Origin of the sequence: Janthinobacterium violaceinigrum (assembly GCF_009208555.1) — a bacterium.
Lineage (GTDB): Bacteria > Pseudomonadota > Gammaproteobacteria > Burkholderiales > Burkholderiaceae_D > Janthinobacterium > Janthinobacterium violaceinigrum.
Genome location: NZ_WFLI01000027.1, coordinates 1 through 24,730, shown reverse-complemented (window position 1 = coordinate 24,730; position 24,730 = coordinate 1). Strand labels below are relative to the sequence as shown.

Below are 24,730 nucleotides of genomic sequence, written 5' to 3'. Positions count from 1 at the left end.
AAAGACCGCCGCATGCGCCAGACTCCCCTTCTTCCCGCCCGCTGCCGCCCGCGTACGGTCCGCTGACGGTGCGCCGCATGCTCGTCAAACTGCTGCTGTTTGCCATACTGTTCGGCCTGCTCAGCATCGCTGCCCTGTACAGCTACGGGCGCTTCGCCGAGCGTTCGCTGGGGGCGCCCGGCACGGCCTTGCCCGTGGCGATGGATGCCACCCTGCTCGACCGCGTGCTGGCGCCGCAGCTGGCGCAACACCCTGACCAGAGCGGCACGGCGCTGATCGACGACAACCTGGAAGCGTTCGCCCTGCGCGCCCTGAGCGCCCGCGAAGCGGGCCACAGCATCGACCTGCAGTACTACATCTGGCATAACGACGTCACGGGACGCCTGCTGGTGCGCGAACTGCTGCGCGCGGCCGACCGCGGCGTGCGCGTGCGCGTGCTGCTCGACGACATCAACGCGCGGGGCCAGGACGCCGCCATCCTCGCGCTCGACAGCCATCCGCTGATCGACGTGCGCATCTTCAATCCCGGCCGCAACCGCGACGGCGTCTGGTGGCGCGCCGTGGAAATGGCCTTGCGCGCCGTCAGCCTGAACCGGCGCATGCACAACAAGGCCTGGATTGTCGATGGCAGGGTCGCCCTCGTCGGCGGGCGCAATATCGGCGACGAATATTTCGATGCCGCCGAACAAGTCAATTTCCAGGATGCGGACCTGCTGCTGGTGGGCCCCGCCGTGCAGCAGACGAGCGACATCTTCGACCGCTTCTGGAACAGCCGCGCCGTCATCCCCATCGGCGCCCTGCACGCTGGCAAGAACGCGGGCACGCCGGCACTGCCGCAGCTGCCCGCCGTGCGCGCCCGCCTCGACGCGCTCACGGGCGAACTGGGCGCCTCGCCCTATTTGCGCCAGCTGACCGATGCGGGCCAGCTGCAGGCCCATCTGGATGGCCGCCTGCGCCTGCACTGGAGCGCGCACGTGCAAGTGCTGTCGGACCCGCCGGAAAAAGCCGCCCCCGTGGCCAGCCTGCAGCGCAGCGAGCACTGGCTCATGCACAGCCTGCTGCCCTTGCTGACGCAGGCGCGCGAAGAAACGCTGCTGACTTCGCCATACTTCGTGCCCGGCGCGGCGCTGACGCAGAGCCTGGCCGACAAGGTTGGCGCCGGCGTCAAGGTCAAAGTACTGACCAACTCGCTTGCCGCCACGGACGTGGCCCTCGTGCACGCGGGCTATGCGCGCTACCGCCAGGCGCTGCTGGACGGCGGCATCGAGCTGTATGAATTGAAGACCCTGCACCGCAAGCGCATCAGCCTGATGGGATCGAGCCGCGCCAGCCTGCATACCAAGGCCGTGGTGGTGGACGGCCAGCGGGGCTTCGTCGGCTCCTTCAACCTCGATCCCCGCTCGGCCCAGCTGAATACGGAGATGGGTGTGCTGTTCGACGATGCCGCGCTGGCGGCCGACATGCGCGCGCTGTTCCTGCATTCGACGGCGAGCGACACCAGCTATCGCGTCTTCCTCGACAACGGCGCCCTGCGCTGGTCCGACGCCACCGAGGAACCGGCCAAGGTGTGGACGCACGATCCGGAAGCGGGCTTCTGGCGCCGCATGCTGGTATCCGTGATGCGCTGGCTGCCGATCGAGTCGCAGCTGTAACCGCGCATGGCATGCCTGCCCATGCCATGCAAAAAATCCAACGCTGACAAGATTGCCACTCGAAAATATCTGTTGTTTTCAAAGCATGTTACATGCCATTTTGCCAAACGCTGCTATAATCGCCTCAACGGGACACCACCGCTGTCTCGGGAATACCTTTCTCGCCTCTTCCGCGATTGAATCCCACGTTGGCCAAAAGTTCGCCGACAGACTGCCACACTACCCTGTCACTTTTGGAGCTTGCATCATGCGTAAAATCTCTGCTTTGCTGGCGCTGGCCGCCGCTTCCCTGTGCGCCACCGCCGCCCACGCCGCCACGACCAACCTGGTCAAGAATGGCGATTTTGAACTGACCAGCAATGGCACCTCGAAACAGCTGAACGAAGGCACGTACGCGCGCGCCGACCGCACCTACCTGACCGACTGGTCCAGCAAGGGCTACAACTTCGTACTCAACGGCAATAACATCGACGATACCAACGCCGCGACGGCGCTGGCCTTGTGGGGCCCGAACTCGTACAGCGGCGCGGGACCGAAAAACGGCCTGGGCGCCAGCCCCACGGGCGGCAATGTGCTGGCGGCGGACTGGGATTATTTTCCTGGCCCCGTGACCCAGCAAGTGAGCGGCCTGGTGCCCGGCCAGGCCTACACCCTGAGCTTTTCGTACGGCGCCGCCCAGCAAGTGGGCTTCAAGGGCGATAACCCCGTCAATTACTGGGACGTTTCGCTGGGCAACAGCAAGCAGCAGACGGCATCGCTGGCCAACGTCAGCCAGGGCTTCACGGGCTGGCACCAGGCCAGCATGACCTTCACGGCCACGGACAGCAGCGAATTGCTGTCGTTCATGGCCAAGGGCAGCCCGACGGGCGCGCCACCGTTCATGCTGCTCGACGGCGTGTCGCTCGTGTCGGCCGTGCCGGAACCGTCGACCTGGGGCATGCTGATCGGCGGCCTGGGACTGCTCGGCTTTATGGCCCGCCGCCGCAAAGCTGCTGTTGCCGTCTGAGCCGCCAGCACGCATGACAGAATCCGGACCAGCCCAGCCTTGTCCGGATTTTTTTGGTTCTTGCCTGATGGAATGAAATGAGCCTGCTGCACACCCTGCAAATGCACCTTCCCGGCATCGTCGTCGACGTGCTGCGCCTGGGCCTGTGGCTGGTGCTGCTGGCCGTGGTCTTCGTGCCGCTCGAGCGTTTCTTTGGCGCGCGCCACGGCGGGCGCTCGCGCACGGAACTGTTCAGCGACCTGGGCTTCTATTTCATCAGCAGCCTGCTGCCGGCCGTGCTGCTGGCCGCACCGCTGGCCCTGATCGCCGTCGCGGGACAACGCTTGCTGCCCGACGCCATTCCCGCCACGCTTGCGGCCCTGCCCCTGTGGGCCAAGCTCCTGCTGGGCTTGCTGATCGGCGAAGTCGGTACTTACTGGGGGCATAGGCTCAGCCATGAAATCCCGTGGCTGTGGCGCTACCACGCCGTGCACCACAGCACGGAACAGCTGTATTTCCTGGCCAATACGCGCACCCATCCCGTCGACATGGTCGTCACGCGCCTGTTCGGCCTGACGCCCTTGTATCTGCTGGGCCTGGCAGGCCCCGGCGCGGCCGGCAGTGCCGCGCCCGTGCTCCTGCTGCTGGTCGGCACCGTCTGGGGTTTCTTTATCCACGCTAACCTGCGCTGGCGCTTCGGCCCGCTGGAATGGCTGGTCGCAACACCCGCCTTCCACCATTGGCATCACAGCAAATTCGAACACATCAACCGCAACTACGCCTCCACCTTGCCCGTGCTGGACCGCCTGTTCGGCACCCATCACCTGCCGCGCACTTGGCCCGATGCCTGCGGTATCGAGGCGCCCATGCCGAAGACGCTGGCGGGACAGCTGGCGGCGCCATTCCGGCACGGCACCCGCGAATAAAAAAACCCCGCGCGGCCGGTACCGCGCGGGGTTTTCCTGTCGTGCTGCGCGGCACCACCACGCAACACGCTTTACAGCAACACGCTTACTTTTTCTCGGCTTCAGCCTTCTTTGCATCCGCTGCGGCCAGTTTCGCTTCTTTCTTCGCAGCCGCTTCCGCAGCCTTGGCTTCTTTCTTGGCCGCCGTTGCCGCTTTCTTCGCAGCCGCGGCTTCCTTCTTCGTTTCGGCAGCCGTTTTCACGGGCGCAGCATCGGCGGCAGCGGCGGGCGCGGCAGCCGGGACGGCCTTGGCGGCGGCAGCTTCTTTCTTGGCAGCAGCAGCGGCAGCCTTCGCTTCTTTCTTCGCGGCAGCAGCTTCTTTCTTCGTTTCAGCGGCTGTCTTGGCTGGCGCCGCAGCGGTGTCGGTCGCAGCAGCTGGCTTCGGTGCGGCTTCTTTCGCTGCAACTTCCTTCACAGCAGCTTCCTTTTTTGCCGGAGCAGCTTTCGCCGCCGGCGCCGCCGGCGCGCCGGACTTGGCCTGGCCATTCACCTGCAAGCCCGCTTCCGACAGTTTCACGGAACTTTTCGGACCGATGCCCTTCACGCGGCTTTCGAAATCGGCCCAATCCTTGAAGGCGCCGCCCTTGGCGCGTTCATCGACGATGGCCTTCGACGTGACGGGGCCGATGCCCTTGACGCTGTCGAGTGCCGCCTGGTCCGCCTTGTTGACATCGACCTGGGCAAAGGCAAAGCCCATCGTCGCGATCAGGGTGGCAATGGCCAGCAGTATTTTTTTGAACATGGGTATCTCTCCGTGATGTGGTTTCAAGATGACTCGAACGCAAAGGAGGAACAGCGCCTTAACGGCTTTAACGGCTGTGGCGTGATACGGTTGACAAGACGGGATGGCGGAACGGAGGGAAGACCTGCGCCAGATCAAACGGCCGGCGCAGGCGATACAACAATATTACTGGGGGAACAGCTCGTCACGGGTGACGGTGGCCGTACCCAGCTTGCCGACGACGATGCCGCCGGCCCGGTTGGCCGTGCGCACGGCGTCACCCAGGTCCATGCCGGCGCCCAGCATGGCCGCCATGGTGGCGATCACCGTGTCGCCGGCACCCGAAACGTCGAACACTTCGCGCGCATCGGTGGGCATGTGCAGCACGGCGTCGGCCGTGTACAGGCTCATGCCCTCTTCCGAACGGGTCAGCAGCAAGGCGTCCAGGCCCAGTTGCGCGCGCATCTGCTGCGCGCGTTCGGTCAATTGCTCTTCCGTGCTCCAGTTGCCCACCACGCGGCGCAGTTCCGATTTGTTCGGAGTGAGCACTGACGCACCCGCATAGCGGCTGAAATCATCGCCTTTCGGGTCGACCATGACGATCTTGCCGGCGGCCCTGGCGGCCTTGATCATCTCGGCCACATTCACCAGGCTGCCCTTGGCGTAGTCCGACAGGATCACCACGTCGTAATGCGGCAAGAGGGCATTAAACTGCGCCAGTTTGTCGCGCAGCACTTCATCGCTGGGCGCATCCTCGAAGTCGATGCGCAGCATTTGCTGCTGGCGGCCGATCACGCGCAGCTTGATGATGGTGGAAATGGCCGCATCGCGCTGCAGATAGCTGTGGATGCCGCCGCCTTCGAGCAGGCGCTCGACCTGGCTGCCCGCCTCGTCGTCGCCGACCACGCCCAGCAAGCTCGTCTTCGCGCCCAGCGCGGCCGCGTTGCGCGCCACGTTGGCCGCGCCGCCCAGGCGCTCTTCGCGCTTCTCGATGCGCACGATGGGCACGGGCGCTTCCGGCGAAATACGGCTGACGTCGCCAAACCAGTAACGGTCCAGCATGACATCGCCCACCACCAGCAAGCGCACCTGGGCCAGTGCGGCCGGCGCCGTCAAGGCGACCACCTCGTGGGCGCTCATGCGCGCGTCAGGATCGAGCGACCGATCCCGTGGTATTCGATGCCCGTCTCGGCCATGACGGCCGGCTCGAACAGGTTGCGGCCGTCAAAGATCACGGCCTGCTTCAGGCGCGCCTTGATCTGCGCGAAGTCGGGACTGCGGAACGCTTTCCATTCGGTCACGATGGCCAGCGCATCGGCGTCCGTCAACGCGTCGAGCGGGCTGTCGGCAAAACGCACCTTCGCCAATTGTTCCGGCGTCAGATCCAGTTGCAGCACACGGCGCGCCTCGGCCATGGCGACGGGATCGTAGACGGCCACCGTGGCGCCCCGTTTCAGCAAGTCCGCCAGCAGCACGCGGGCCGACGCTTCGCGCATATCGTCCGTATTCGGCTTGAAAGCCAGGCCCCACACGGCAAAATGCCGGCCCGTCAGATCCTCGCCGAAGCGGGTGACCACTTTGCCGCCCAGCACCTGCTTCTGCCGGTCGTTGACGGCTTCGACGGCGCGCAAGATCAGCAATTCCTGACCATGGCCGCGCGCCGTGCGCTCGAGCGCCTGCACATCTTTCGGGAAGCAGGAACCGCCGTAGCCGCAGCCCGCGTACAGGAAACTGTGGCCGATGCGGGGGTCGGAACCGATGCCGTGACGCACGGCCTCGATGTCGACGCCCACCTTGTCGGCCAGGTTCGCCAGTTCATTCATGAACGAGATACGCGTGGCCAGCATGGCATTGGCCGCATACTTCGTGAATTCGGCCGAACGCACGTCCATCCAGTAGGTACGCTCGTGGTTGCGGTTGAACGGCGCGTACAGGCTTTTCAGCAATTCGCGCGCGCGCTCGCCATCGGGCGTGGCATCGACGCCGATGACGATGCGGTCGGGACGCATGAAGTCTTCGACGGCCGCGCCTTCCTTGAGGAATTCCGGGTTCGACGCCACCGAGAACGTGGCAGCCACGCCGCGCGCGTCCAGTTCGCCCTGGATGGCGGCGCGCACTTTTTCCGCCGTACCGACAGGCACGGTCGACTTGTCGACGATGACCTTGAAGTCCGTCATGTATTTGCCGATGCCGCGGGCAGCGGCCAGCACGTATTGCAAGTCGGCCGAACCGTCTTCATCGGGCGGCGTGCCGACGGCGATGAATTGCATCGCGCCATGGTTGGCTGCCGCTTCCACGTCCGTGGAAAAGGTCATGCGGCCGGCGGCGCGGTTGCGCGCCACGACTTCTTCCAGGCCCGGTTCGTGGATGGGGATGCCGCCGCTGTTGAGCAGCGCCACCTTTTGTGCGTCCAGGTCGAGGCAAAAGACGTCATTGCCCAGCTCCGCCAGGCAGGCGCCGGTCACGAGGCCAACATAGCCGGTGCCGATAATGGTGATTTTCATGGTTGTGCCGTATTTGTAATATATCTATCTGACTTGCAAGTGCACAGCACGGGGTTCAGGGCAAGGAGCGGCGCCGAAGACAGTACGAATAGTACGGCGAGGCGCTGCAACGCAGCCATGGGCCCCGTGGCGGGCACGACTAATTCATGACGTTGAGCTCTTCCGTGCGGCGCGGCGGATACGTTTCCCACTTGTTGCAGCCCGGGCAGTGCCAGTAGAACTGGCGCGCCTTGAAGCCGCAGTGGCTGCACTGGTAGCGGGCCAGCTTCTGCGTGTAGCCGTGCACGAGGTTTTTCACCATCGACAGCTCGGACCAGATGGCGGCCGGCGCATCCATCATGCGCGCCTCGAGCAGTTTATCGAGGCCCAGCAGGGTGGGCGTGCGGCGCAGCTCGGCGCTGACCAGCTGCTTCGCCGCTTCCACGCCGTCGAGTTCGATGACGGCCTTGAAGACGACTTCGATCAGGTCGATCGACGACGCTTCTTCCAGGTAGGAGCGCAGCAGGTTGACGCCTTCCTGCGCACGGCCCACCTTGGTGTAGCCATCCATCAGGCGCTGCGCCACCAGGGCCACGTGCGGCACGCTCTGCTGCTCCACGCGGCGCCAAGTGGTCAGCGCGCCTTCCACGTCGCCGCGCGCCAGCAGCACGTCGCCCGTCAGGATGGTGGCGCGCACGCTCTTGCGGTCCGTCTGCAGGGCTTTTTCCAGCAGCGGCATGGCTTCGTCCGGCTTCATGTGCACGAGCGCGTCATGCGCCAGTTCGCAATAGAACTGGGCGATTTCCTTCTGGCGCGCACCGGCGCCCGATTCCTGCAAGCCCACGGCCGCTTCGATGGCGCGTGGCCATTCCTTTTCGCGCTGGTAGATTTCCAGCAGCGCGCGGCGCGCCTGGGCCGCATATTGCGTGTCGACCAGGCTGTTGAAGGTTTCTTCGGCGCGGTCCAGCAAGCCCGCCTTCAGGTAATCCATGCCCAGCTCGTAGGCGGCATGGCCCTGCTGCTCCAGCGGCAGGTCCGGACGCGCCAGCAAATTCTGGTGCACGCGGATGGCGCGTTCCGTTTCGCCGCGGCGGCGGAACAGGTTGCCCAGCGCAAAGTGCATATCGGCCGATTCCGGGTCCAGCTTGACGACTTCGATGAAGGCATCGATGGCCTTGTCATGCTGTTCATTGAGCAGGAAATTCAAGCCCTTGAAGTAATTGCGCGGCAGGCTGCGCGATTCGGACACCAGTTGATGAATGTCCACGCGCGCGGCAATCCAGCCCAGCGCGAAAAACACCGGGATACCCAAGAGCCACCAGAGTTCAAAATCCATGCGATTGTTTTTATTCGAGTAAGAGAGATAGGAGCGACGGCGCAGCTTACTGCGCGCTCACGCTGTCCGGTTGCGGCTGGACATTGCTGGCCACGCCAACGGTCTGCAGCGCTGCAATGGTGGTTTTTTGCTTGGTCGCTTCGCGGCGGTGACGGAACACGGTTGGCGTCAGGGCCAGGACACCCAGACTGGCGCCAGCGACAAAAAAGCCCAGCAGCATCAGGACCAGGGGGCCGCGAATTTCATAATTGAGAAATACATGCAGGTCGACAACCTGCGCATTCTTCAGCGCAAAACTGAAGAACAGGACGAAGAGAACACAGCCAACGATGGTGGAGATGATTTTCATCGATACGCCCAGAAAGTACAAAAAATGCCCGTATGGCACAACCTTGGAATGCCTGACAGAAGCGTAGCGAGCGTCAGTGATTTGCGGCCGAGAAGCGCAACCGTACTGAAGTACGGTGAGCATCGCAGGCCGCAAAGCGCGACGCGCAGTAGCTTATGTCAGGTATTCTCAGCATATTAACAAAAAAAAGCGGCATCCAAGGACGCCGCTTTCTATGTCGCCTTCCAGCAGACGATTAATCCTCGATGATCGGTTGTCCGACCATCGCGTCCACCCGCTCGCGCAACTGTTTGCCCGGTTTGAAGTGGGGCACCCGCTTTTCGGGCACCATCACCTTGTCGCCGGATTTCGGGTTGCGGCCGATGCGCGGGGGCCTGCTGTTCAGGGCAAAACTGCCAAAACCGCGGATCTCGATACGCTGGCCCGTCGCCAGGGCGTTGGTCATCGCATCGAGAATGGTCTTGACGGCATACTCCGCATCTTTCGCCACCAGCTGAGAATAACGCTCAGCGAGGCGGTTGATCAGCTCGGACTTTGTCATCTGCCGTATCCGCAGTCTTAGTTCTTGTTATCGAACTTAGCTTTCAACAAGGCGCCCAGGCTGGTGGTGCCCGAAGCTGCGTTGTTGTCGGTAGCTGCCATCTTCTGCATGGCTTCCTGGGTTTCAACGTTGTCTTTCGCTTTGATCGACAGTTGGATACCACGGGCTTTGCGGTCAATGTTCAACACCATTGCTTCGACGGTGTCGCCGACTTTCAGGTGCGTACCAGCATCTTCAACGCGGTCGCGCGAGATTTCGGAAGCGCGCAGGTAGCCTTCAACTTCTTCGGACAGTTGGATCACGGCGCCTTTAGGCTCAACCGATTTAACGGTACCGGTTACCAGCGAGCCTTTGTCGTTCATGGCTGCGAAGTTGTTGAATGGGTCACCTTCCAGTTGCTTGACGCCCAGGGAAACGCGCTCGCGCTCAACGTCGATGGCCAGAACGATGGCTTCCAGTTCGTCACCTTTCTTGAAGCGACGCACGGCTTCTTCGCCGGTTTCGGTCCAGGACAGGTCGGACAGGTGCACCAGACCGTCGATGTTGCCGGCCAGGCCGATGAACACGCCGAAGTCGGTGATCGATTTGATCGCGCCGCGGACTTTGTCACCTTTCTTATGGGTAACACCGAAGTCGTCCCATGGATTGGCTTTGCACTGTTTCATGCCCAACGAAATACGACGACGCTCTTCGTCGATTTCCAGAACCATCACTTCTACTTCGTCGCCCAGTTGGACAACTTTGTTAGGAGCAACGTTTTTGTTCGTCCAGTCCATTTCGGAAACGTGTACCAGACCTTCGATACCCTGTTCCACTTCAACGAACGCGCCGTAGTCGGTCAGGTTCGTTACTTTACCGAACAGACGGGTGCTTTGTGGGTAACGACGGGACAGACCGGTCCAAGGATCGTCGCCCAGTTGTTTCACGCCCAGCGAAACACGGTTTTTCTCTTGATCGTATTTCAGGACTTTGGCGGTGATTTCCTGGCCAACCGTCAGAACTTCCGACGGGTGACGTACACGGCGCCATGCCAGGTCGGTGATATGCAGCAGGCCATCGATACCGCCCAGATCCACGAACGCGCCGTAGTCGGTGATATTTTTGACGACGCCGGTCACGACCGTGCCTTCTTTCAGCGTTTCCATCAGTTTCTGACGCTCTTCGCCCATCGAAGCTTCGATGACGGCGCGGCGGGACAGAACCACGTTGTTACGCTTGCGATCCAGCTTGATCACTTTGAATTCGAGGGTTTTGCCTTCGAATGGGGTGGTGTCTTTGACAGGACGGGTATCAACCAGCGAGCCCGGCAGGAATGCGCGGATGCCGTTGGTCAACACGGTCAGACCGCCTTTGACTTTACCATTGACGGTACCGACGACGATTTCGCCCGATTCCATCGCTTTTTCCAGAGCCAGCCACGAAGCCAGACGCTTGGCTTTATCGCGCGACAGGATGGTATCGCCGAAACCGTTTTCCAGCGATTCGATCGCCACGGAAACGAAGTCACCAACTTTGACTTCCAGTTCACCGTGGTCGTTCTTGAATTCTTCGACAGGGATGAATGCTTCGGATTTGAGGCCAGCGTTCACGATCACGAAATTGTGGTCGAGGCGCACGACTTCAGCGGAAATAACTTCGCCGGAGCGCATATCTTGACGCGACAACGATTCCTCGAAGAGCGCAGCAAAACTTTCCATACCGGTAGATTCGTTAGTTGTAACAGTAGACATAGGGTTCACACAGGTTATCCAGCAGAGATCGCACGATGCGACTTAAACTGGGTTAGGTTTTTGACACACCCGGACAGGCCAGGAGCCGTCAACGGGCACCACATAGCTCGCGCTATTTTGTTGCAGCGGCATACCATTTCAACACGGTTTCAACGGCTTCATCAGCCGTCATTGCCGAGGTATCGAGGACATGCGCCCCTTCCGCGGGGACCAGCGGCGCAATCGCACGGTGAGTATCACGTTCGTCCCGCGCCTGCAAATCCATCAGAAGGTCTTCCATATTAGCAGAAAAACCCTTGTCTATCAATTGCTTGTAGCGCCGTTGCGCGCGCGCCTCGACGCTGGCCGTGAGGAACACCTTCAGCGGGGCGTGCGGGAAGATCACCGTGCCCATGTCGCGTCCGTCCGCCACCAGGCCCGGCGTCTTGCGGAAACCCAGCTGCAAGCCCACCAGCGCATGGCGCAAGGTTGGCAAGACGGCAATTTTCGACGCCGTATTGCCCACTTCTTCGGCACGGATCAGCTCGGTGACGTTTTCCTGCGCCAGCAGGATCTCGCCGCCCGCGAAATGGCAGGGCAGGTGCTCGGCCAGCTTGGCCAGCGCATGCTCGTCGCGCAAGTCCGTGCCGCGGCGCAGCGCCGTCAGGGCCGTCAGGCGGTACAGCGCACCCGAGTCCAGGTAATGAAAGCCCAGCTTGTCGGCCACGCGGTGCGCCACCGTGCCCTTGCCGGAAGCGGTGGGGCCGTCGATGGCGATGACTGGGATATTGGAGGTCGGCATAGTGTTGGCAATCAATTAAATCAGGGTGTCTTTGGCAATCCCCGCAAACGCGGCGAAATACTCGGGGAAGGTCTTGGCCACGCATTTCGGGTCGTTGATGCGCATTTCATTGCCGCGCCGCGCCGCGCCATCCAGCGAGGCCAGCGAAAAGCACATGGCCATGCGGTGGTCGTCATACGTGTCGATGGTGGCAGCCAGAATCTGCTCCGGCGGCGTCACGCGCAGGTAGTCCGCACCCTCTTCCACTTGCGCGCCCAGCTTGCGCAACTCCGTGGCCATGGCGGCCAGGCGGTCCGTCTCTTTTACGCGCCAGCTGGCGATATTGCGCAGGGTCGAAGTGCCGTCCGCATACAGGGCGGCCACGGCGATCGTCATGGCCGCGTCGGGGATGTGGTTGAAATCCATGTCGACGGCTTTCAGCACGCCGTTCGAGCGGGCTTCGATCCAGTTCTCGCCCATGGTGATGGTCGCGCCCATCTGCTGCAAGGCTTCGACGAAGCGCACGTCGCCCTGAATGCTGTCGCGCCCCACGCCTTCCACGCGCACGGGACCGCCGCCGATGGCGCCGGCCGCCAGGAAGTAGGACGCCGACGAGGCGTCGCCCTCGACGTGGATGGTGCCCGGGCTCTGGTACTGCTGGCCCGGCTGCACGGTGAACGACTGCCAGCCGTCATGTTCGACCGTCACGCCGAAACGGCGCATCAGGTTCAGGGTGATCTCGATGTACGGCTTCGAGATCAGCTCGCCCGTGACGTCGATGGTCACGGCATGGTCGCGCGCCATCAGCGGCGCCACCATCAGGAGGGCCGTCAGGAACTGGCTCGACACGTTGCCGCGCACGGCGATGCGCTGCGCGTGGATGTGGCCGCGGCGGATGCGCAGCGGCGGGAAACCCTGCTCGCCCGTGTACTCGATCTGCGTGCCGACGGCGTTCAGCGCGTCGACCAGGTCGCCGATGGGACGCTCGTGCATGCGCGACACCCCGTGCAGGGTGTAGTCGCCGCCGATGACGGCCAGCGCCGCCGTCAGCGGGCGGATGGCCGTGCCGGCATTGCCCATGAACAGGTCCGCCTCGTGGTGCGGGAAGACGCCGCCGCAGCCTTCCACGTGGTGCACCTGGTGCGCCGTGGCCGGATCGCCCGTCAATTCATCCTGCGTCCATTTGACGCCCAGCGAAGTCAGTGCCGTGAGCATGACGAAGGTGTCGTCGGAGGCCAGCAGGTCGATGATCTTCGTCGTGCCCTTGGCCAGCGCGGCCAGCAGCAGCACGCGGTTGGAAATGCTTTTCGAGCCGGGCAGGCGCACCGTGCCTTCGGCATGCATCACGGGCGTCAAGTCGATATGGTGGGGGTATTGCTTGGTCTGGGTCATGCTGGAATCCTTCAATTATTGTGTGAGCGCGGGCGCTTCCGCCGTTTCGATCGCCTCGATCCATTGCTGGCGCGCGTGCTGGGCGTTCGCATACACGCCCTCGATGGCGGCGCCGTCGTTCGCAGCCAGGTGGGCGCGCAAGGTCGTCAGCTGCGCCAGGTAGGCATCGAGTTCGTGCAGCAGCGCCGGCTGGTTGGCCAGGCTGATGTCGCGCCACATTTCCGGCGATGAGCCGGCGATGCGCGTAAAGTCGCGAAAGCCGCTGGCCGCGTACTGGAACAGCAGGCCCGCGTGCGGCTTCCTGGCGATGTCGTCGACCAGCGCAAAGGCCAGCAGGTGCGGCAGATGGCTGACGGCGGCAAACACCTTGTCATGTTCTTCAGGGCTCAAGGTGTGCAGGATGGCGCCGCAGGCGCGCCACGCGGCCGCCACCCGTTCCACATCGGCCGCGCTATTTTCCGCCAGCGGCGTGAGCACCACTTTCTTGCCCTGATACAGGTCGATGATGGCCGCATCGGGGCCATTCGTCTCGCGTCCCGCGATCGGGTGGCCGGGCACGAACTGGCCCGCCTTGCCGCCGAGCGCCGCGCGCGCGGCCGCCACCACGTCGCTTTTCGTGCTGCCCGCATCGCTGACGATGGTACCGGGCTGCAGGTGCGGCGCGATGGACGCCAGGATGGCGCCCGTCTGCGCCACGGGCGCGGCCAGCAGCACCAGGTCGGCGCCCGCAAGCGCCGCGGCCATGTCGCCGCCGATTTCGTCGATGATGCCCAGCTCCAGCGCGCGCGCCATCGACGCGGGCGAGCGGCCCATGCCGACCACGGTTTGCACCGCGCCCGCATGCTTCAAGGCGCGCGCGAACGAGCCGCCGATCAGGCCTACGCCGAAGATGACGATTTTTTTCAGTGCAGGCGTCGTCATATCGTCAAGCCAGCGCTTTCGTCAGCGCGGCGATGAAGATGGCGTTTTCCTGCGGCAGGCCGATGGAGATGCGCAGCCACTGCGGCAAGCCATAGCTGCCCACGGGACGCACGATGACGCCCTGTTTCAGCAACGCCAGGTTGACGCGCGCGCCGGCGCCGTCGTCGTCGCCCACTTTCACCAGCACGAAATTGCCGTGCGACGGCACGTATTCCAGGCCCAGTTGCGCGAACGCTTGCGTGAACTGCTGGTAGCCGGCCGCGTTGTTGCGCGCGCTCTGCTCGAGGAAGTCCTTGTCGTTCAGGGCCGCGATGGCGGCTGCCTGCGCCAGCGAATTGACGTTGAACGGCTGGCGGATGCGGTTCATCAGGTCCGTCAGCGCCGGCTGGGCGATGGCGAAGCCGATGCGCAGGCCGGCCAGGCCGTAGGCCTTCGACAGGGTGCGCGAGACCACCAGGTTCGGATACTGGCGCACCCAGGCCGTCGATTCGTACTGATCGTCGGCCGACAGGAACTCGTTGTAGGCTTCGTCCAGCACCACCACCACGTGCTGCGGCACTTTCTGCAGGAACGCTTCGAGCTGTGCGGCCGTCAGGAAGGTGCCGGTCGGGTTGTTCGGATTGGCGATGAAGACCAGGCGCGTGTCGTCGGCAATCGCCGCCGCCATCGCGTCCAGGTCATGGCCATAGGCTTGCGCCGGCACGACGATGTGGCGCGCGCCCAGGCCTTGCGTGGCCAGCGCGTACACGGCGAACGAGTACTGCGAGTACACGACGGACTGGCCGTGCTCGACAAACGCGTGCGCGGCGATTTCCAGGATGTCGTTGCTGCCGTTGCCCAGGGTGATCCAGTCGGCCGGCACGTCATAGCGCTTCGACAGCACGGCTTTCAGCTCGAAGCCGTTGGCGTCCGGGTAGCGGCCCAGGTCATCGATGGCGGCGATCATCGCCTGCTTGGCCGATTCCGGCATGCCGTACGGGTTTTCATTCGACGCCAGCTTGACGATGGCTGCCTCGTCGAGGCCGAATTCGCGCGCGACTTCCGCGATCGGTTTGCCGCTCTGGTAAGGGGCGATGGCGCGGACGTATTCTGGACCGATATTTTTAGACATGGTGTTCTTTAAAAGTTGGTGAATGATTAGGCTGGAGGCTGTTGTCGGGTTACGCTGCGCGAACCCAGGCGACGGCTTATTGTAGGCCGGATCAGGCCGCGGGCCGCAATCCGACACCACCGTCGACGTCACAGACTGACAGGATACGACCCCAGCACCTTGAAGAAGGCCGCATTGCCCTGCAATTCAGCCAGCGCCTGGGCGACGGCTGCATCGTGCACGTGGCCTTCCACATCGACATAGAAATAATACTCCCAGCTACCCATGCGCGCCGGGCGCGACTCGAAGCGCGTCATCGACACGCCGTGTTTCGCCAGCGGCGCGAGCAGCTGGTACACGGCGCCCGCCTTGTTCGGCACGGCCAGCACCAGCGAGGTCTGGTCCTTGCCCGACGGCGCCGTCTGCAAGGTCCCCACGACGGCAAAGCGCGTGCGGTTGTGCGGGTCGTCCTGGATATGGCCCTTGACCACGCCCAGCTTGTACTGCGCGCCCGCCAGTTCGCTGGCAATCGCCGCCACCGTGCCGTCTTCGCCGGCCAGGCGGGCCGCTTCGGCATTCGACGCCACGGCGCGGCGCTCGATGTGCGGGTAGTTCTGGTTCAGCCAGACCTGGCACTGGGCCAGCGCCTGCGAATGGGCGCAGATGGACGTGACGCCATCCATGTTGCCGCTCTTCGTCATCAGGCTGTGGTGCACGGCGATGGCCACTTCGCCGCTGATGATGAGACTGGTCTGCAGCATCATGTCGAGCGTGCGGTTGACGGCGCCTTCCGAGGAATTCTCGATCGGCACCACGCCGAAGTCGGCCGTCCCCGCTTCGGCGGAGCGGAACACTTCATCGATGGACGCGCACGGCAAGCCTTCGACGGCGCTGCCGAACTGCTGGTACACGGCCTGTTCGCTGAAGGTGCCGGCCGGGCCCAGATAGGCGACGGTGACGCGCTTTTCCAGCGAGCGGCAGGACGACATGATTTCGCGGAAGATGGTCTGCACTTCGCGGTCGCCCATGGGGCCGGGATTGCGCTCGGCCACGCCGCGCAGCACCTGCGCCTCGCGTTCGGGACGGAACACGGGCGCCTGCGTCTCGGCTTTTACGTGGCCCACTTGCTGGGCGATTTGCGCGCGGCGGTTCAGTAGGTCGAGGATTTGCGCGTCGATCGCATCGATCTGTTCGCGCAGCGGTTTCAATTTATCGGTCATGGTGGTTTGTTTCGTCAGCTGTACTTCAATCATGGCCGCGCGGCCTGCGCCGGCGGCGGGCCGGCGCAGTCGTCTAGGCGACTCAGCGTCCGGCAAACTCGTTCAAATAGTTGACCAGGGCTTGCACGCCCTCGATCGGCATCGCGTTATAGATCGATGCACGCATGCCGCCGACGGACTTGTGGCCCTTCAGTTGCAGCAGGCCGCGCTGCTTGGCGCCGGCCAGGAATGCGTCGTTCAGACTTTCGTCGCGCAGATAGAACGGGATGGTCATGCGCGAGCGGTAGGCCGGTTCGACCCGGTTCTGGTAGAAGTCGTCCGCATCGAGCGCCGCGTACAGCAGCGCCGCTTTCTCAATATTACGCTGTTCCATGGCTGCAACGCCACCTTGCCGTTTCAGCCACTGGAAAACCAGGCCGGCGATATAGATGCCGTAGGTGGGCGGCGTGTTGTACATCGACTCATGTTCGGCCACGATGGTCCAGTCGAAAGCGGACGGGCAGATCGGCAGCGCCTTGCCCAGCAAGTCTTCGCGCACGATGACGACCGTCAGGCCGGCCGGGCCGATGTTTTTCTGCGCGCCGCCGAAGATCACGCCGTATTGCGACACATCAATGACGCGCGACAGAATGTGGGAGGACATGTCGGCCACGATGGTCGTGCCTGCCGGCACGTCTGGCGCCTGCTGGAATTCCACGCCGTCGATGGTTTCATTGGTGCAGATGTGCAGGTAGGCGGCGCCCGGCGTCAGCTGCCATTCGGCGACCGGCGGCACGCCCGTGAAACGGGCCGCCCTGGACGACGCGGCCACGTTGACGTTGGCATACTTGGCCGCTTCCTGGATCGACTTGCCGGACCACGAGCCCGTGTGCACGAAGTCCACGGTGGCCGGCTGCTGCGCGGCCAGGCCCGCCAGATTCATGGGAATGATGGCGTTCTCGCCCAGGCCGCCGCCCTGCAGGAACAGGATCTTGTAGTTGGCGGGCACGGCCAGCAGCTCGCGCAGGTCGGCCACTGCCTGCTGGTAGATGGAGATGAATTCAGGACCGCGGTGGCTCATTTCCATCACCGACATGCCGCTGCCATGCCAGTCCTGCATTTCCGCGGCCGCTTGCGCCAGCACTTCCTTGGGCAGTACGGCCGGTCCGGCGGAGAAGTTATAGATATGGGTCACGAGGCTATCCTTGGCAAAAATGGGAATTATTGGGGCGACTGCGTGGCCGCCCGCATGACCTGGTCAAGCACGGCATTCACGCGCGGGATCAGCACGCGCTGGCTGATGGCCATCGATTCGGCCGACAGCTGCGGCATGGTGGCCAGCATCTTGCGCCCCAGCGGCGTCTTGTAGAAGGTCGTCAGCTGCTCGACTTCGGGCACCGTGTAAAAGCGCGCGTACAGGGGCACCATTTCGGCGGCCAGCTCGTCGATCAGGGTCGGGTCGGCCAGCACCTGCGTCAGGGTGGCGATGGCGACGGGGATTTCCTCCTCGGCGCTGGCAAGCGCGCGCGCCTTGCGCTGCTCGTCCAGGTTCGGGTTGCTGCTGATCTGCTGCAGTGCCGACTGGCGGATCATGGCGGGCACCGATTGCAGCATCTGGTCGAAGATGCTGCGCGTCAGCTGCGGGAACTGCATCGCGTCGAGCATGCGCCGCACGGCCACTTTCATGGCGGGGCTGGGCGCAGCTTGCCGGGCGGGCGTGGCTTGCGCGTTCTGGGCCAGGGCCGGCAGGGTCGCAAGGAAGGCCAGCGAAAACGCGGCGAAGAAGGTGGCGACGATTTTTCTCATGGCATGCGGGACTTTACAAAAGCGGGGAACAGCTGAAAAACGCAGGCTGGCGCCGCAACTGGCGCGCCAATAGCAATTGGGGCTCCCGAAAGAGCCCCAATCATCTTACTCCGGCTGGGCCGGGTCGACAGGATCGGCTGGTTCAGCCGCCGCCGGCGCGGCATCCGTGCCCGCCTCCGTCGTCAGCTCGACTTCGTCGATATCCGTCTCCACCACGCGCTGCAGGCCGGACAGCTTGGTGCCGTCTTCCACGGCGATCAGGGTCACGCCCTGCGTCGCGCGGCCCATCTCGCGGATTTCCGACACGCGGGTGCGGATCAGCACGCCACCGGTGGTGATCAGCATGATTTCATCGCTGGTATCGACCAGGGTCGCAGCAACCACTTTACCGTTACGCTCGCTGGTCTGGATGGCGATCATGCCTTTCGTGCCGCGGCCATGGCGCGTGTACTCGGTGATCGGCGTACGCTTGCCGTAGCCGTTTTCCGTGGCCGTCAGCACCGACTGCTGCTCGTTCTCGGCCACCAGCAGGGCGATCACGTGCTGGCCTTCTTCCAGGTTCATGCCGCGCACGCCGCGCGCCGTGCGGCCCATCGGACGCACGTCGTTTTCGTCGAAGCGCACTGCCTTGCCCGAATCGGAGAACAGCATCACGTCGTGCTGGCCGTCGGTCAGCGCCGCGCCGATCAGGAAGTCGCCGTCGTCCAGGTCGACCGCGATGATGCCGGCCTTGCGTGGATTGCTGAAGTCCTTCAGCGGCGTCTTCTTGACGGTACCGAGGCTGGTCGACATGAACACGTAATGGTCTTCCGGGAACGTGCGGTTCTCGCCCGACAGCGGCAGGATCACGGTGATCTTTTCGTTGTCCTGCAGCGGGAACATGTTGACGATCGGCTTGCCGCGCGAATTGCGCGAGCCTTGCGGCACTTCCCATACCTTCAGCCAGTACATGCGGCCGCGATCCGAGAAGCACAGGATGTAGTCGTGCGTGTTGGCGATGAACAGCTGGTCGATCCAGTCTTCCTCTTTCGTCGCCATCGCCTGCTTGCCCCGTCCGCCGCGCTTCTGCGCGCGGTATTCGGTGATCGGCTGCGCCTTCATGTAACCGGTGTGCGACAGGGTCACGACCATGTCCTGCGGCGTGATCAGGTCTTCCGTTTCCAGGTCGGTGGCATTGAGTTCGATCTGCGAGCGGCGCACGTCCTTGTTGCCGGCGCCGTATTCGTTCTTCGCCGCCGTCATTTCATCGGTGATGATGACGGTGACGCGTTCCGGCTTGGCCAGGATGTCGAGCAGGTCGGCGATATGTGCCATCACGTCCTTGTACTCGTTGACGATCTTGTCCTGCTCCAGGCCGGTCAGGCGCTGCAGGCGCATCTGCAGAATTTCCTGCGCCTGGTCGTCCGACAGCTTGTACAGGCCATCCGTCTGCATGCCGTAGTGCTTCGGCAGGTTTTCCGGACGGTAGGCGTCCACGCCGCCCGGCGTCGTGCCGTCGCCCGTGCGGGCCAGCATTTCGCGCACGACGGACGAATCCCAGGCCTTGGCCATCAGCTCGACCTTGGCGATCGGCGGCGTCGGCGCGGCCTTGATGATGGCGATGAAGTCATCGATGTTGGCCAGCGCGACTGCCAGGCCTTCCAGTACGTGGCCGCGTTCGCGCGCCTTGCGCAGTTCGAACACGGTGCGGCGTGTGACCACTTCGCGGCGGTGCGACAGGAAGCATTGCAGCATCTGCTTGAGGTTCAGCAGTTTCGGCTGGCCGTCGACCAGGGCCACCATGTTCATGCCGAAGGTGTCCTGCAACTGGGTCTGCTTGTACAGGTTGTTGAGCACCACTTCCGGCACTTCGCCCCGTTTCAGCTCGATCACCACGCGCATGCCCGACTTGTCGGATTCGTCGCGGATGTCGGAAATGCCGTCGAGCTTCTTGTCGCGCACGTTTTCGGCGATGCGTTCCAGCAAGGATTTCTTGTTGACCTGGAATGGCAGCTCGTCGACGATGATGGCGATGCGGCCGCCATCCTTGCCGTATTCTTCGAAGTGGGTCTTGGCGCGCATCACCACGCGGCCGCGGCCCGTGCGGTAGCCGTCGCGCACGCCGGACACGCCATAGATGATGCCGGCCGTCGGGAAATCGGGCGCCGGGATCAGCTCGATCAATTCATCGATCGTGCAATCGGGGTTGCGCAGCACGTGCAGCGCGCCGTCGATGACTTCCGTGATGTTGTGTGGCGGAATGTTCGTCGCCATGCCAACGGCGATACCGGACGAGCCGTTGATCAGCAGGTTCGGGATACGCGTCGGCAAGACCGTCGGTTCCTTTTCCTTGCCATCGTAGTTGGGCTGGAAGTCGACGGTATCCTTGTCGATATCGGCCAGCAGCTCGCTGGCGATCTTGTCCAGGCGGCACTCGGTGTAACGCATCGCCGCGGCGCCGTCGCCGTCGACGGAACCGAAGTTGCCCTGGCCATCGACGAGCATGTAGCGCAGCGAAAAATCTTGCGCCATGCGCACCAAGGTGTCGTAGATCGAGGCATCGCCGTGGGGATGGTATTTACCCATGGTTTCGCCGACCACGCGGGCGCACTTGACGTAAGGGCGGTTCCACACGTTATTCATTTCATGCATCGCGAACAAGACGCGGCGGTGCACTGGCTTCAAGCCATCACGCGCATCGGGCAAGGCGCGACCGACGATCACGCTCATGGCGTAATCGAGGTAGCTCTTGCGCATCTCTTCTTCGAGGGAAATAGGAATTGTTTCTTTTGCGAATTGATCCATTGGCGGTTCGACTGATCTCAGGCTGTGGTTAACTTATCTGTTACGCAATGTATGACGCAATACTGCATATCCTAGGCGGCTGTCGTCGTGGACGCCGCGCCGCGCGCTGCTGGCGCGGCCCGGTCTCCATGTCGCAGAGTGCCTGCACAAATCGGCGGGCTGGCGGTACGGCCAGTACGCGTACCGCAGGGGTACGTGCTGGCCATGCCGTGCCGCCGTGGGCATTTGCTCGACACTCTTAACAGTCAAGCGCACGATTTTAGCATGCGCGCCCAGCTCCCTGTACAAATTGGCCATGCCGACAATATTGTCAGTTTGCACCGGCGGCGTGCATGCCGGCCTGCCGATAATGCACAATGGCAATACCAGTTCAAGATACCTGCCCTGAAAAGAGGCAAAAAAAGCGATCAATTGTTACAGCCGCGTTACAAATGGGCATTTTCGTTGCGCAAAAACAACGCACGGTCTAAAATCGGGCAAGCTTTGATTTAACCACGGTCGTGCGCCCCTGATGCGTGTGGCAAAATGACTGGGAAGTTAATTGCTAGTTTCGCAATCTGAAACGAGCGCATATGGTCTACATGATAAAATCTTGGCACGTAGCACCAGTAGCGCAGTGTTGTTCTGCGGATATCACCCCCCGAAAGGAAAAAAGAATGAATAAATTTGTAACGCTGTTTTTCGCTGCATCCGCAGTGATTGCTGGCTCGGCTTCGGCCCAAACCCCAACCTCCCCACCGTTCGCGCCAGTTACCACTGACATCAAAGCACCAAGCCCAAAAAGCGCTTACGTGCAAGATGCTCGCGGCGTCATCGTGCGTGACCCATTCGGTCTGTGCTGGCGTACCGGCTACTGGACACCTGCTGACGCGGTGCCAGGTTGCGACGTGCCACTGTGCGTAGAGCCAGAAACCCTGCAAGACGGCAAATGCGTAGCACCACCAGCACCAGTCGTACCAGCACCGGCACCAGTCGTTGTCGTACCAGTGCCAGTCGTTGTTGCTCCTACCTCGGAAAAAGTCAGCTTCGCTGCTGATGCATTCTTCGATTTCGACAAAGCAACGCTGAAGCCAGAAGGCAAAGCCAAGCTGGACGAGCTGTCCGCACAACTGGGCGGCATCAACCTGGAAGTCATCATCGCTGTGGGTCACACCGACTCCGTCGGCACCGATGCTTACAACCAAAAACTGTCGGTACGTCGTGCTGATGCTGTCAAAGCCTACCTGGTTTCCAAAGGCGTTGAAAGCAACCGCGTGTACACCGAAGGCAAAGGCGAGAAACAACCTGTTGCTGACAACAAAACTGCCGAAGGCCGTGCGAAAAACCGTCGCGTGGAAATCGAAGTTGTTGGTACCCGCAACAAGTAATCGCTGAACCGCTAACCTGGGACTTGCCGCAAGTCATCGCGCAAGTCAAGGACATCATGAAAAAACCCCGCCACGGCGGGGTTTTTTTTCGTCCGTGGCTGCCCAATTGTAAAATTGCCGCTATTATTCGACCTATGAACGCCGACCCTCTTGAAATCCAAAAATTCAGTGAGCTGGCCCACCGCTGGTGGGACCCCACTTCCGAGTTTCGTCCCCTGCACGAAATTAACCCCCTGCGCCTGGAATGGATCAACGCGAAAGTGCCGCTGGCCGGCAAGCGCGTGATCGACATCGGCTGCGGCGGCGGCATCCTGGCCGAATCGATGGCCCGCAAGGGTGCCGACGTGACGGGCATCGACCTGTCCGACAAGGCCCTGAAAGTGGCCGACTTGCACAGCCTGGAATCGGGCGCCAAGGTGCGCTACAAGCTGATCGCCGCCGAAGCCATGGCCGAGGAAGAGCCGGGCCAGTACGACGTCGTGACCTGCATGGAAATGCTCGAGCACGTGCCGGACCCCGCCGCCATCGTGAAAGCCTGCGCCGCGCTGGTAAAACCGGGCGGCCACGTCTTCCTGTCGACCCTGAACCGCAACCCGAAAGCGTATCTGTTCGCCATCCTGGGCGCCGAATACCTGCTGCGCCTGCTGCCGAAAGGCACGCACGACTATGACAAGTTCATCACCCCGGCCGAACTGTCGCAATACGTGCGCAGCGCCGGCCTGGACGTCAACAGCATGCGCGGCATGGGCTACAATCCGCTGACCAAGATTTACTCACTTAATAGCGATACCAGCGTCAATTATCTGGTGGCCTGCACCCGGCCGCTGTAACCATCACGCACAATACAAGGCGGCTGCGGCCGCCATTTTTCATTCCTACTTGACACACTTTGCCCGCCATGATTACAGCCCCCCTGCCAGCCCCGCGCGCCATCCTGTTCGACCTCGACGGCACCCTGGCCGACACCGCGCCCGACCTGGCGGCGGCCATCAATCTGCTGCGCGCGCGCGCCGGCCTGGCGCCCACCCCGTATGAGATCCTGCGCCCCACCGCCTCGGCCGGCGCGCGCGGCATGATCGGCGCGTCCTATGGCGTCCAACCGGGCGAAAGCGGCTACGAAGCCCTGAAGGACGGCTTCCTGAACAATTACGAAGCGGCGCTGGCCGTGGAAAGCCGCTTGTTCGACGGCATCCCCGCCATGCTCGACGGCCTGCAGGCGCTGGGCCTGGCCTGGGGCGTGGTCACCAACAAGGCCGCCCGCTTCACCGACCCGCTGGTGGGCCAGATCGGCCTGGGCGCAGCCGGCTGCGTGATCTCGGGCGACACCATGCCCCACCCGAAACCGCACCCCGCCCCCCTGCTGGAAGCAGCGCGCCGCCTGGACCTGGCGCCGCAAGACTGCTGGTACGTGGGCGACGACCTGCGCGACATCCAGGCCGGCCGCGCCGCCGGCATGCGCACGGTGGCCTGCGCCTGGGGCTACTGCGGCGCCGTCGAACCGCAGCACTGGAACGCCGACCACCTGCTGGACACGCCGCAAGCCTTGCTCGACCTAGTGACGGGCGTAGTGAAGGCGGCGCAGGACGGGCATCTGGCGGCATAGATCCGCATAGACCGTACTTGTCGCGCCGCTCTACGAATGCATCATGCAAGAGTGTGAAGATTGCGCTACAATGAAGGTTCTGTGGGGACGACCTGGTTTCGACGTGGGTTGCAAAGCAGCGCAGGGCATACCGAGGGCGGGCTACCTCGTAAATACAACCTGAAAAAACTTAACTGCAAACGATAACTCGTACGCACTGGCAGCTTAATCGCTGTTAGCTCTAGAACACCTCGTCCCTGGGGTGGGCCGTCAAAAGCTCTAGAGTCATTTACAGGGACTCGTCGTATGCTGGGTTACTTAGCGTCCGACTAAATAATAGGTAACTCGCTTGCCCATAACGTGCACATCCGTGCTGGCTGAGTTAAATTAAATGATAGTGCTAAGTATGTAGAACTGTCTGTGGAGTGCTTGCGGACGCGGGTTCGATTCCCGCCGTCTCCACCACTGAATTATTTAGAATCAAGTAGTTAGCAAGAAGAAGGCTGTCATTATTTGGGTTGTTTTTGGGCTGTTTTAGCCTGGGAATGACAACACAATGACAGCTTTTTTTTCGCCTACTCGTAGGGTCATTTGCGCTGGATCGATCATGCCAGTGCATCATCGGTCTGTAATGACTAACAGACTCTAGTTTTCAAGTCTCCTAAATTTCCCATTTATATCAATAGGTTAGGATAAATTTCATTCCGCACGCAACGCTTTTCTATTGTGTCACCCGAAACGGGCGATGCGGAAACGTTTTTCTCAGAGCAGCGACCAGTTGATTTGCAGTGAAATCTGACCCATTTCACCGCGTAATTTGCAAACTGAAGCAGCGCGGACGCGCAAGCAACGGCGCACGCTAAAACGGATTCATTAGGACTTAAAGGAACAGGGGTTCGAGGGGTCTTACGATAGGGTCGCAGCGTTCGCGAGGTTATGGAGTGTAGTGGTCAACCCATCCCGGACACTACGTTAAGTTTTTCTTCGGTGACGGCCGGAGCCAATCCCTCATTGAACTGATGTGGCCGTATCCAGTTATACCGGTGCATCAGGTAGTGGCTGATGTC

At 62.4% G+C, this 24,730-nt stretch carries 22 protein-coding genes and 1 other RNA gene; 8 read left to right on the top strand and 15 right to left on the bottom strand.

The features are described from left to right. Positions 1-77 precede the first annotated feature (77 nt). The 3 genes from GCN75_RS20360 to GCN75_RS20350 all read left to right on the top strand — a co-directional run bounded on the left by GCN75_RS20360 (position 78) and on the right by GCN75_RS20350 (position 3,563). Positions 78-1,652: a phospholipase D family protein gene (locus GCN75_RS20360; protein ID WP_152284031.1), complete on the top strand. Its 1,575-nt coding sequence runs from the start codon at positions 78-80 to the stop codon at positions 1,650-1,652. A 247-nt stretch (positions 1,653-1,899) separates the two neighbouring features. After that, the gene (locus GCN75_RS20355; RefSeq protein ID WP_152284030.1) at positions 1,900-2,658 is read left to right on the top strand and encodes an FxDxF family PEP-CTERM protein; all 759 of its coding nucleotides are present in this window, start codon (positions 1,900-1,902) and stop codon (positions 2,656-2,658) included. A 77-nt stretch (positions 2,659-2,735) separates the two neighbouring features. Continuing rightward, positions 2,736-3,563, top strand: a complete 828-nt coding sequence (locus GCN75_RS20350; RefSeq protein WP_226941489.1) for a sterol desaturase family protein — start codon at positions 2,736-2,738, stop codon at positions 3,561-3,563. Between the two features lie 85 nt (positions 3,564-3,648). On the opposite strand, the gene GCN75_RS20345 is transcribed toward GCN75_RS20350, so the two are convergent. The 15 genes from GCN75_RS20345 to gyrA form a co-directional block, all read right to left on the bottom strand. Then, on the bottom strand, positions 3,649-4,482 hold the full coding sequence (locus GCN75_RS20345) for a ComEA family DNA-binding protein (RefSeq protein WP_226941488.1): 834 nt from the start codon (positions 4,480-4,482) through the stop codon (positions 3,649-3,651). A gap of 27 nt (positions 4,483-4,509) precedes the next feature. After that, positions 4,510-5,463, bottom strand: a complete 954-nt coding sequence (gene rfaE1, locus GCN75_RS20340) for a D-glycero-beta-D-manno-heptose-7-phosphate kinase (RefSeq protein WP_152258117.1) — start codon at positions 5,461-5,463, stop codon at positions 4,510-4,512. Further along, positions 5,460-6,827, bottom strand: coding sequence for a UDP-glucose dehydrogenase family protein (locus GCN75_RS20335; protein ID WP_152284029.1), 1,368 nt, complete (start codon positions 6,825-6,827; stop codon positions 5,460-5,462). Before GCN75_RS20335 ends, rfaE1 begins: the two co-directional genes overlap by 4 nt. Before the next feature lie 139 nt (positions 6,828-6,966). Next, positions 6,967-8,142, bottom strand: a complete 1,176-nt coding sequence (lapB, locus tag GCN75_RS20330; RefSeq protein ID WP_152284028.1) for a lipopolysaccharide assembly protein LapB — start codon at positions 8,140-8,142, stop codon at positions 6,967-6,969. Between the two features lie 46 nt (positions 8,143-8,188). Beyond that, a complete protein-coding gene (locus GCN75_RS20325) occupies positions 8,189-8,491 on the bottom strand; it encodes a LapA family protein (RefSeq protein WP_034751796.1) in 303 nt (100 codons plus the stop codon). 235 nt (positions 8,492-8,726) lie between these two features. After that, positions 8,727-9,032, bottom strand: a complete 306-nt coding sequence (locus tag GCN75_RS20320; protein WP_008446215.1) for an integration host factor subunit beta — start codon at positions 9,030-9,032, stop codon at positions 8,727-8,729. Between the two features lie 17 nt (positions 9,033-9,049). Further along, on the bottom strand, positions 9,050-10,762 hold the full coding sequence (gene rpsA, locus GCN75_RS20315) for a 30S ribosomal protein S1 (protein WP_071650172.1): 1,713 nt from the start codon (positions 10,760-10,762) through the stop codon (positions 9,050-9,052). 112 nt (positions 10,763-10,874) lie between these two features. Continuing rightward, a complete protein-coding gene (gene cmk / locus GCN75_RS20310; RefSeq protein ID WP_152258114.1) occupies positions 10,875-11,543 on the bottom strand; it encodes a (d)CMP kinase in 669 nt (222 codons plus the stop codon). Between the two features lie 15 nt (positions 11,544-11,558). After that, positions 11,559-12,914, bottom strand: a complete 1,356-nt coding sequence (gene aroA, locus GCN75_RS20305) for a 3-phosphoshikimate 1-carboxyvinyltransferase (protein ID WP_152284027.1) — start codon at positions 12,912-12,914, stop codon at positions 11,559-11,561. A gap of 15 nt (positions 12,915-12,929) precedes the next feature. After that, on the bottom strand, positions 12,930-13,835 hold the full coding sequence (locus GCN75_RS20300; protein WP_152284026.1) for a prephenate dehydrogenase: 906 nt from the start codon (positions 13,833-13,835) through the stop codon (positions 12,930-12,932). 4 nt (positions 13,836-13,839) lie between these two features. Next, a complete protein-coding gene (gene hisC, locus GCN75_RS20295) occupies positions 13,840-14,946 on the bottom strand; it encodes a histidinol-phosphate transaminase (RefSeq protein ID WP_152284025.1) in 1,107 nt (368 codons plus the stop codon). Positions 14,947-15,074: 128 nt separating this feature from the next. After that, complete coding sequence (gene pheA, locus GCN75_RS20290) at positions 15,075-16,145, bottom strand: prephenate dehydratase (protein WP_152258110.1); 1,071 nt, start codon at positions 16,143-16,145, stop codon at positions 15,075-15,077. Between the two features lie 82 nt (positions 16,146-16,227). Next, a complete protein-coding gene (serC, locus tag GCN75_RS20285) occupies positions 16,228-17,319 on the bottom strand; it encodes a 3-phosphoserine/phosphohydroxythreonine transaminase (RefSeq protein ID WP_152284024.1) in 1,092 nt (363 codons plus the stop codon). 26 nt (positions 17,320-17,345) lie between these two features. After that, a complete protein-coding gene (locus tag GCN75_RS20280; protein ID WP_152284023.1) occupies positions 17,346-17,930 on the bottom strand; it encodes a DUF2059 domain-containing protein in 585 nt (194 codons plus the stop codon). Between the two features lie 105 nt (positions 17,931-18,035). Continuing rightward, a complete protein-coding gene (gyrA, locus tag GCN75_RS20275; RefSeq protein WP_152284022.1) occupies positions 18,036-20,714 on the bottom strand; it encodes a DNA gyrase subunit A in 2,679 nt (892 codons plus the stop codon). A gap of 264 nt (positions 20,715-20,978) precedes the next feature. Between gyrA and GCN75_RS20270 the strand changes: the two genes are divergently transcribed. The 5 genes from GCN75_RS20270 to ssrA all read left to right on the top strand — a co-directional run bounded on the left by GCN75_RS20270 (position 20,979) and on the right by ssrA (position 24,128). Beyond that, positions 20,979-21,206 (top strand): hypothetical protein, encoded by a 228-nt coding sequence (locus tag GCN75_RS20270; RefSeq protein ID WP_152284021.1) that lies wholly within the window; start codon positions 20,979-20,981, stop codon positions 21,204-21,206. A 164-nt stretch (positions 21,207-21,370) separates the two neighbouring features. Beyond that, positions 21,371-22,081: an outer membrane protein OmpA gene (ompA, locus tag GCN75_RS20265; RefSeq protein ID WP_071078971.1), complete on the top strand. Its 711-nt coding sequence runs from the start codon at positions 21,371-21,373 to the stop codon at positions 22,079-22,081. A gap of 134 nt (positions 22,082-22,215) precedes the next feature. Beyond that, positions 22,216-22,911 carry a bifunctional 2-polyprenyl-6-hydroxyphenol methylase/3-demethylubiquinol 3-O-methyltransferase UbiG gene (gene ubiG, locus GCN75_RS20260; protein WP_151093171.1) on the top strand — a complete coding sequence of 232 codons (696 nt, stop codon included), beginning with the start codon at positions 22,216-22,218 and terminating at the stop codon, positions 22,909-22,911. Positions 22,912-22,979: 68 nt separating this feature from the next. Next, the gene (locus GCN75_RS20255) at positions 22,980-23,684 is read left to right on the top strand and encodes an HAD family hydrolase (RefSeq protein ID WP_152284020.1); all 705 of its coding nucleotides are present in this window, start codon (positions 22,980-22,982) and stop codon (positions 23,682-23,684) included. Positions 23,685-23,767: 83 nt separating this feature from the next. Beyond that, positions 23,768-24,128, top strand: a transfer-messenger RNA (tmRNA) gene (ssrA, locus tag GCN75_RS20250). The last annotated feature ends 602 nt before the right edge of the window (positions 24,129-24,730 follow it).

Coding starts and splice junctions, on each gene's coding strand:
- GCN75_RS20360 (WP_152284031.1), top strand. CDS start 78: ATGCTCGTCAAACTGCTGCTGTTTGCCATACTGTTCGGCCTGCTCAGC.
- GCN75_RS20355 (WP_152284030.1), top strand. CDS start 1,900: ATGCGTAAAATCTCTGCTTTGCTGGCGCTGGCCGCCGCTTCCCTGTGC.
- GCN75_RS20350 (WP_226941489.1), top strand. CDS start 2,736: ATGAGCCTGCTGCACACCCTGCAAATGCACCTTCCCGGCATCGTCGTC.
- rfaE1 (WP_152258117.1), bottom strand. CDS start 5,463: ATGAGCGCCCACGAGGTGGTCGCCTTGACGGCGCCGGCCGCACTGGCC.
- GCN75_RS20335 (WP_152284029.1), bottom strand. CDS start 6,827: ATGAAAATCACCATTATCGGCACCGGCTATGTTGGCCTCGTGACCGGC.
- lapB (WP_152284028.1), bottom strand. CDS start 8,142: ATGGATTTTGAACTCTGGTGGCTCTTGGGTATCCCGGTGTTTTTCGCG.
- GCN75_RS20325 (WP_034751796.1), bottom strand. CDS start 8,491: ATGAAAATCATCTCCACCATCGTTGGCTGTGTTCTCTTCGTCCTGTTC.
- GCN75_RS20320 (WP_008446215.1), bottom strand. CDS start 9,032: ATGACAAAGTCCGAGCTGATCAACCGCCTCGCTGAGCGTTATTCTCAG.
- rpsA (WP_071650172.1), bottom strand. CDS start 10,762: ATGTCTACTGTTACAACTAACGAATCTACCGGTATGGAAAGTTTTGCT.
- cmk (WP_152258114.1), bottom strand. CDS start 11,543: ATGCCGACCTCCAATATCCCAGTCATCGCCATCGACGGCCCCACCGCT.
- aroA (WP_152284027.1), bottom strand. CDS start 12,914: ATGACCCAGACCAAGCAATACCCCCACCATATCGACTTGACGCCCGTG.
- GCN75_RS20300 (WP_152284026.1), bottom strand. CDS start 13,835: ATGACGACGCCTGCACTGAAAAAAATCGTCATCTTCGGCGTAGGCCTG.
- hisC (WP_152284025.1), bottom strand. CDS start 14,946: ATGTCTAAAAATATCGGTCCAGAATACGTCCGCGCCATCGCCCCTTAC.
- pheA (WP_152258110.1), bottom strand. CDS start 16,145: ATGACCGATAAATTGAAACCGCTGCGCGAACAGATCGATGCGATCGAC.
- GCN75_RS20280 (WP_152284023.1), bottom strand. CDS start 17,930: ATGAGAAAAATCGTCGCCACCTTCTTCGCCGCGTTTTCGCTGGCCTTC.
- gyrA (WP_152284022.1), bottom strand. CDS start 20,714: ATGGATCAATTCGCAAAAGAAACAATTCCTATTTCCCTCGAAGAAGAG.
- GCN75_RS20270 (WP_152284021.1), top strand. CDS start 20,979: ATGCGCGCCCAGCTCCCTGTACAAATTGGCCATGCCGACAATATTGTC.
- ompA (WP_071078971.1), top strand. CDS start 21,371: ATGAATAAATTTGTAACGCTGTTTTTCGCTGCATCCGCAGTGATTGCT.
- ubiG (WP_151093171.1), top strand. CDS start 22,216: ATGAACGCCGACCCTCTTGAAATCCAAAAATTCAGTGAGCTGGCCCAC.
- GCN75_RS20255 (WP_152284020.1), top strand. CDS start 22,980: ATGATTACAGCCCCCCTGCCAGCCCCGCGCGCCATCCTGTTCGACCTC.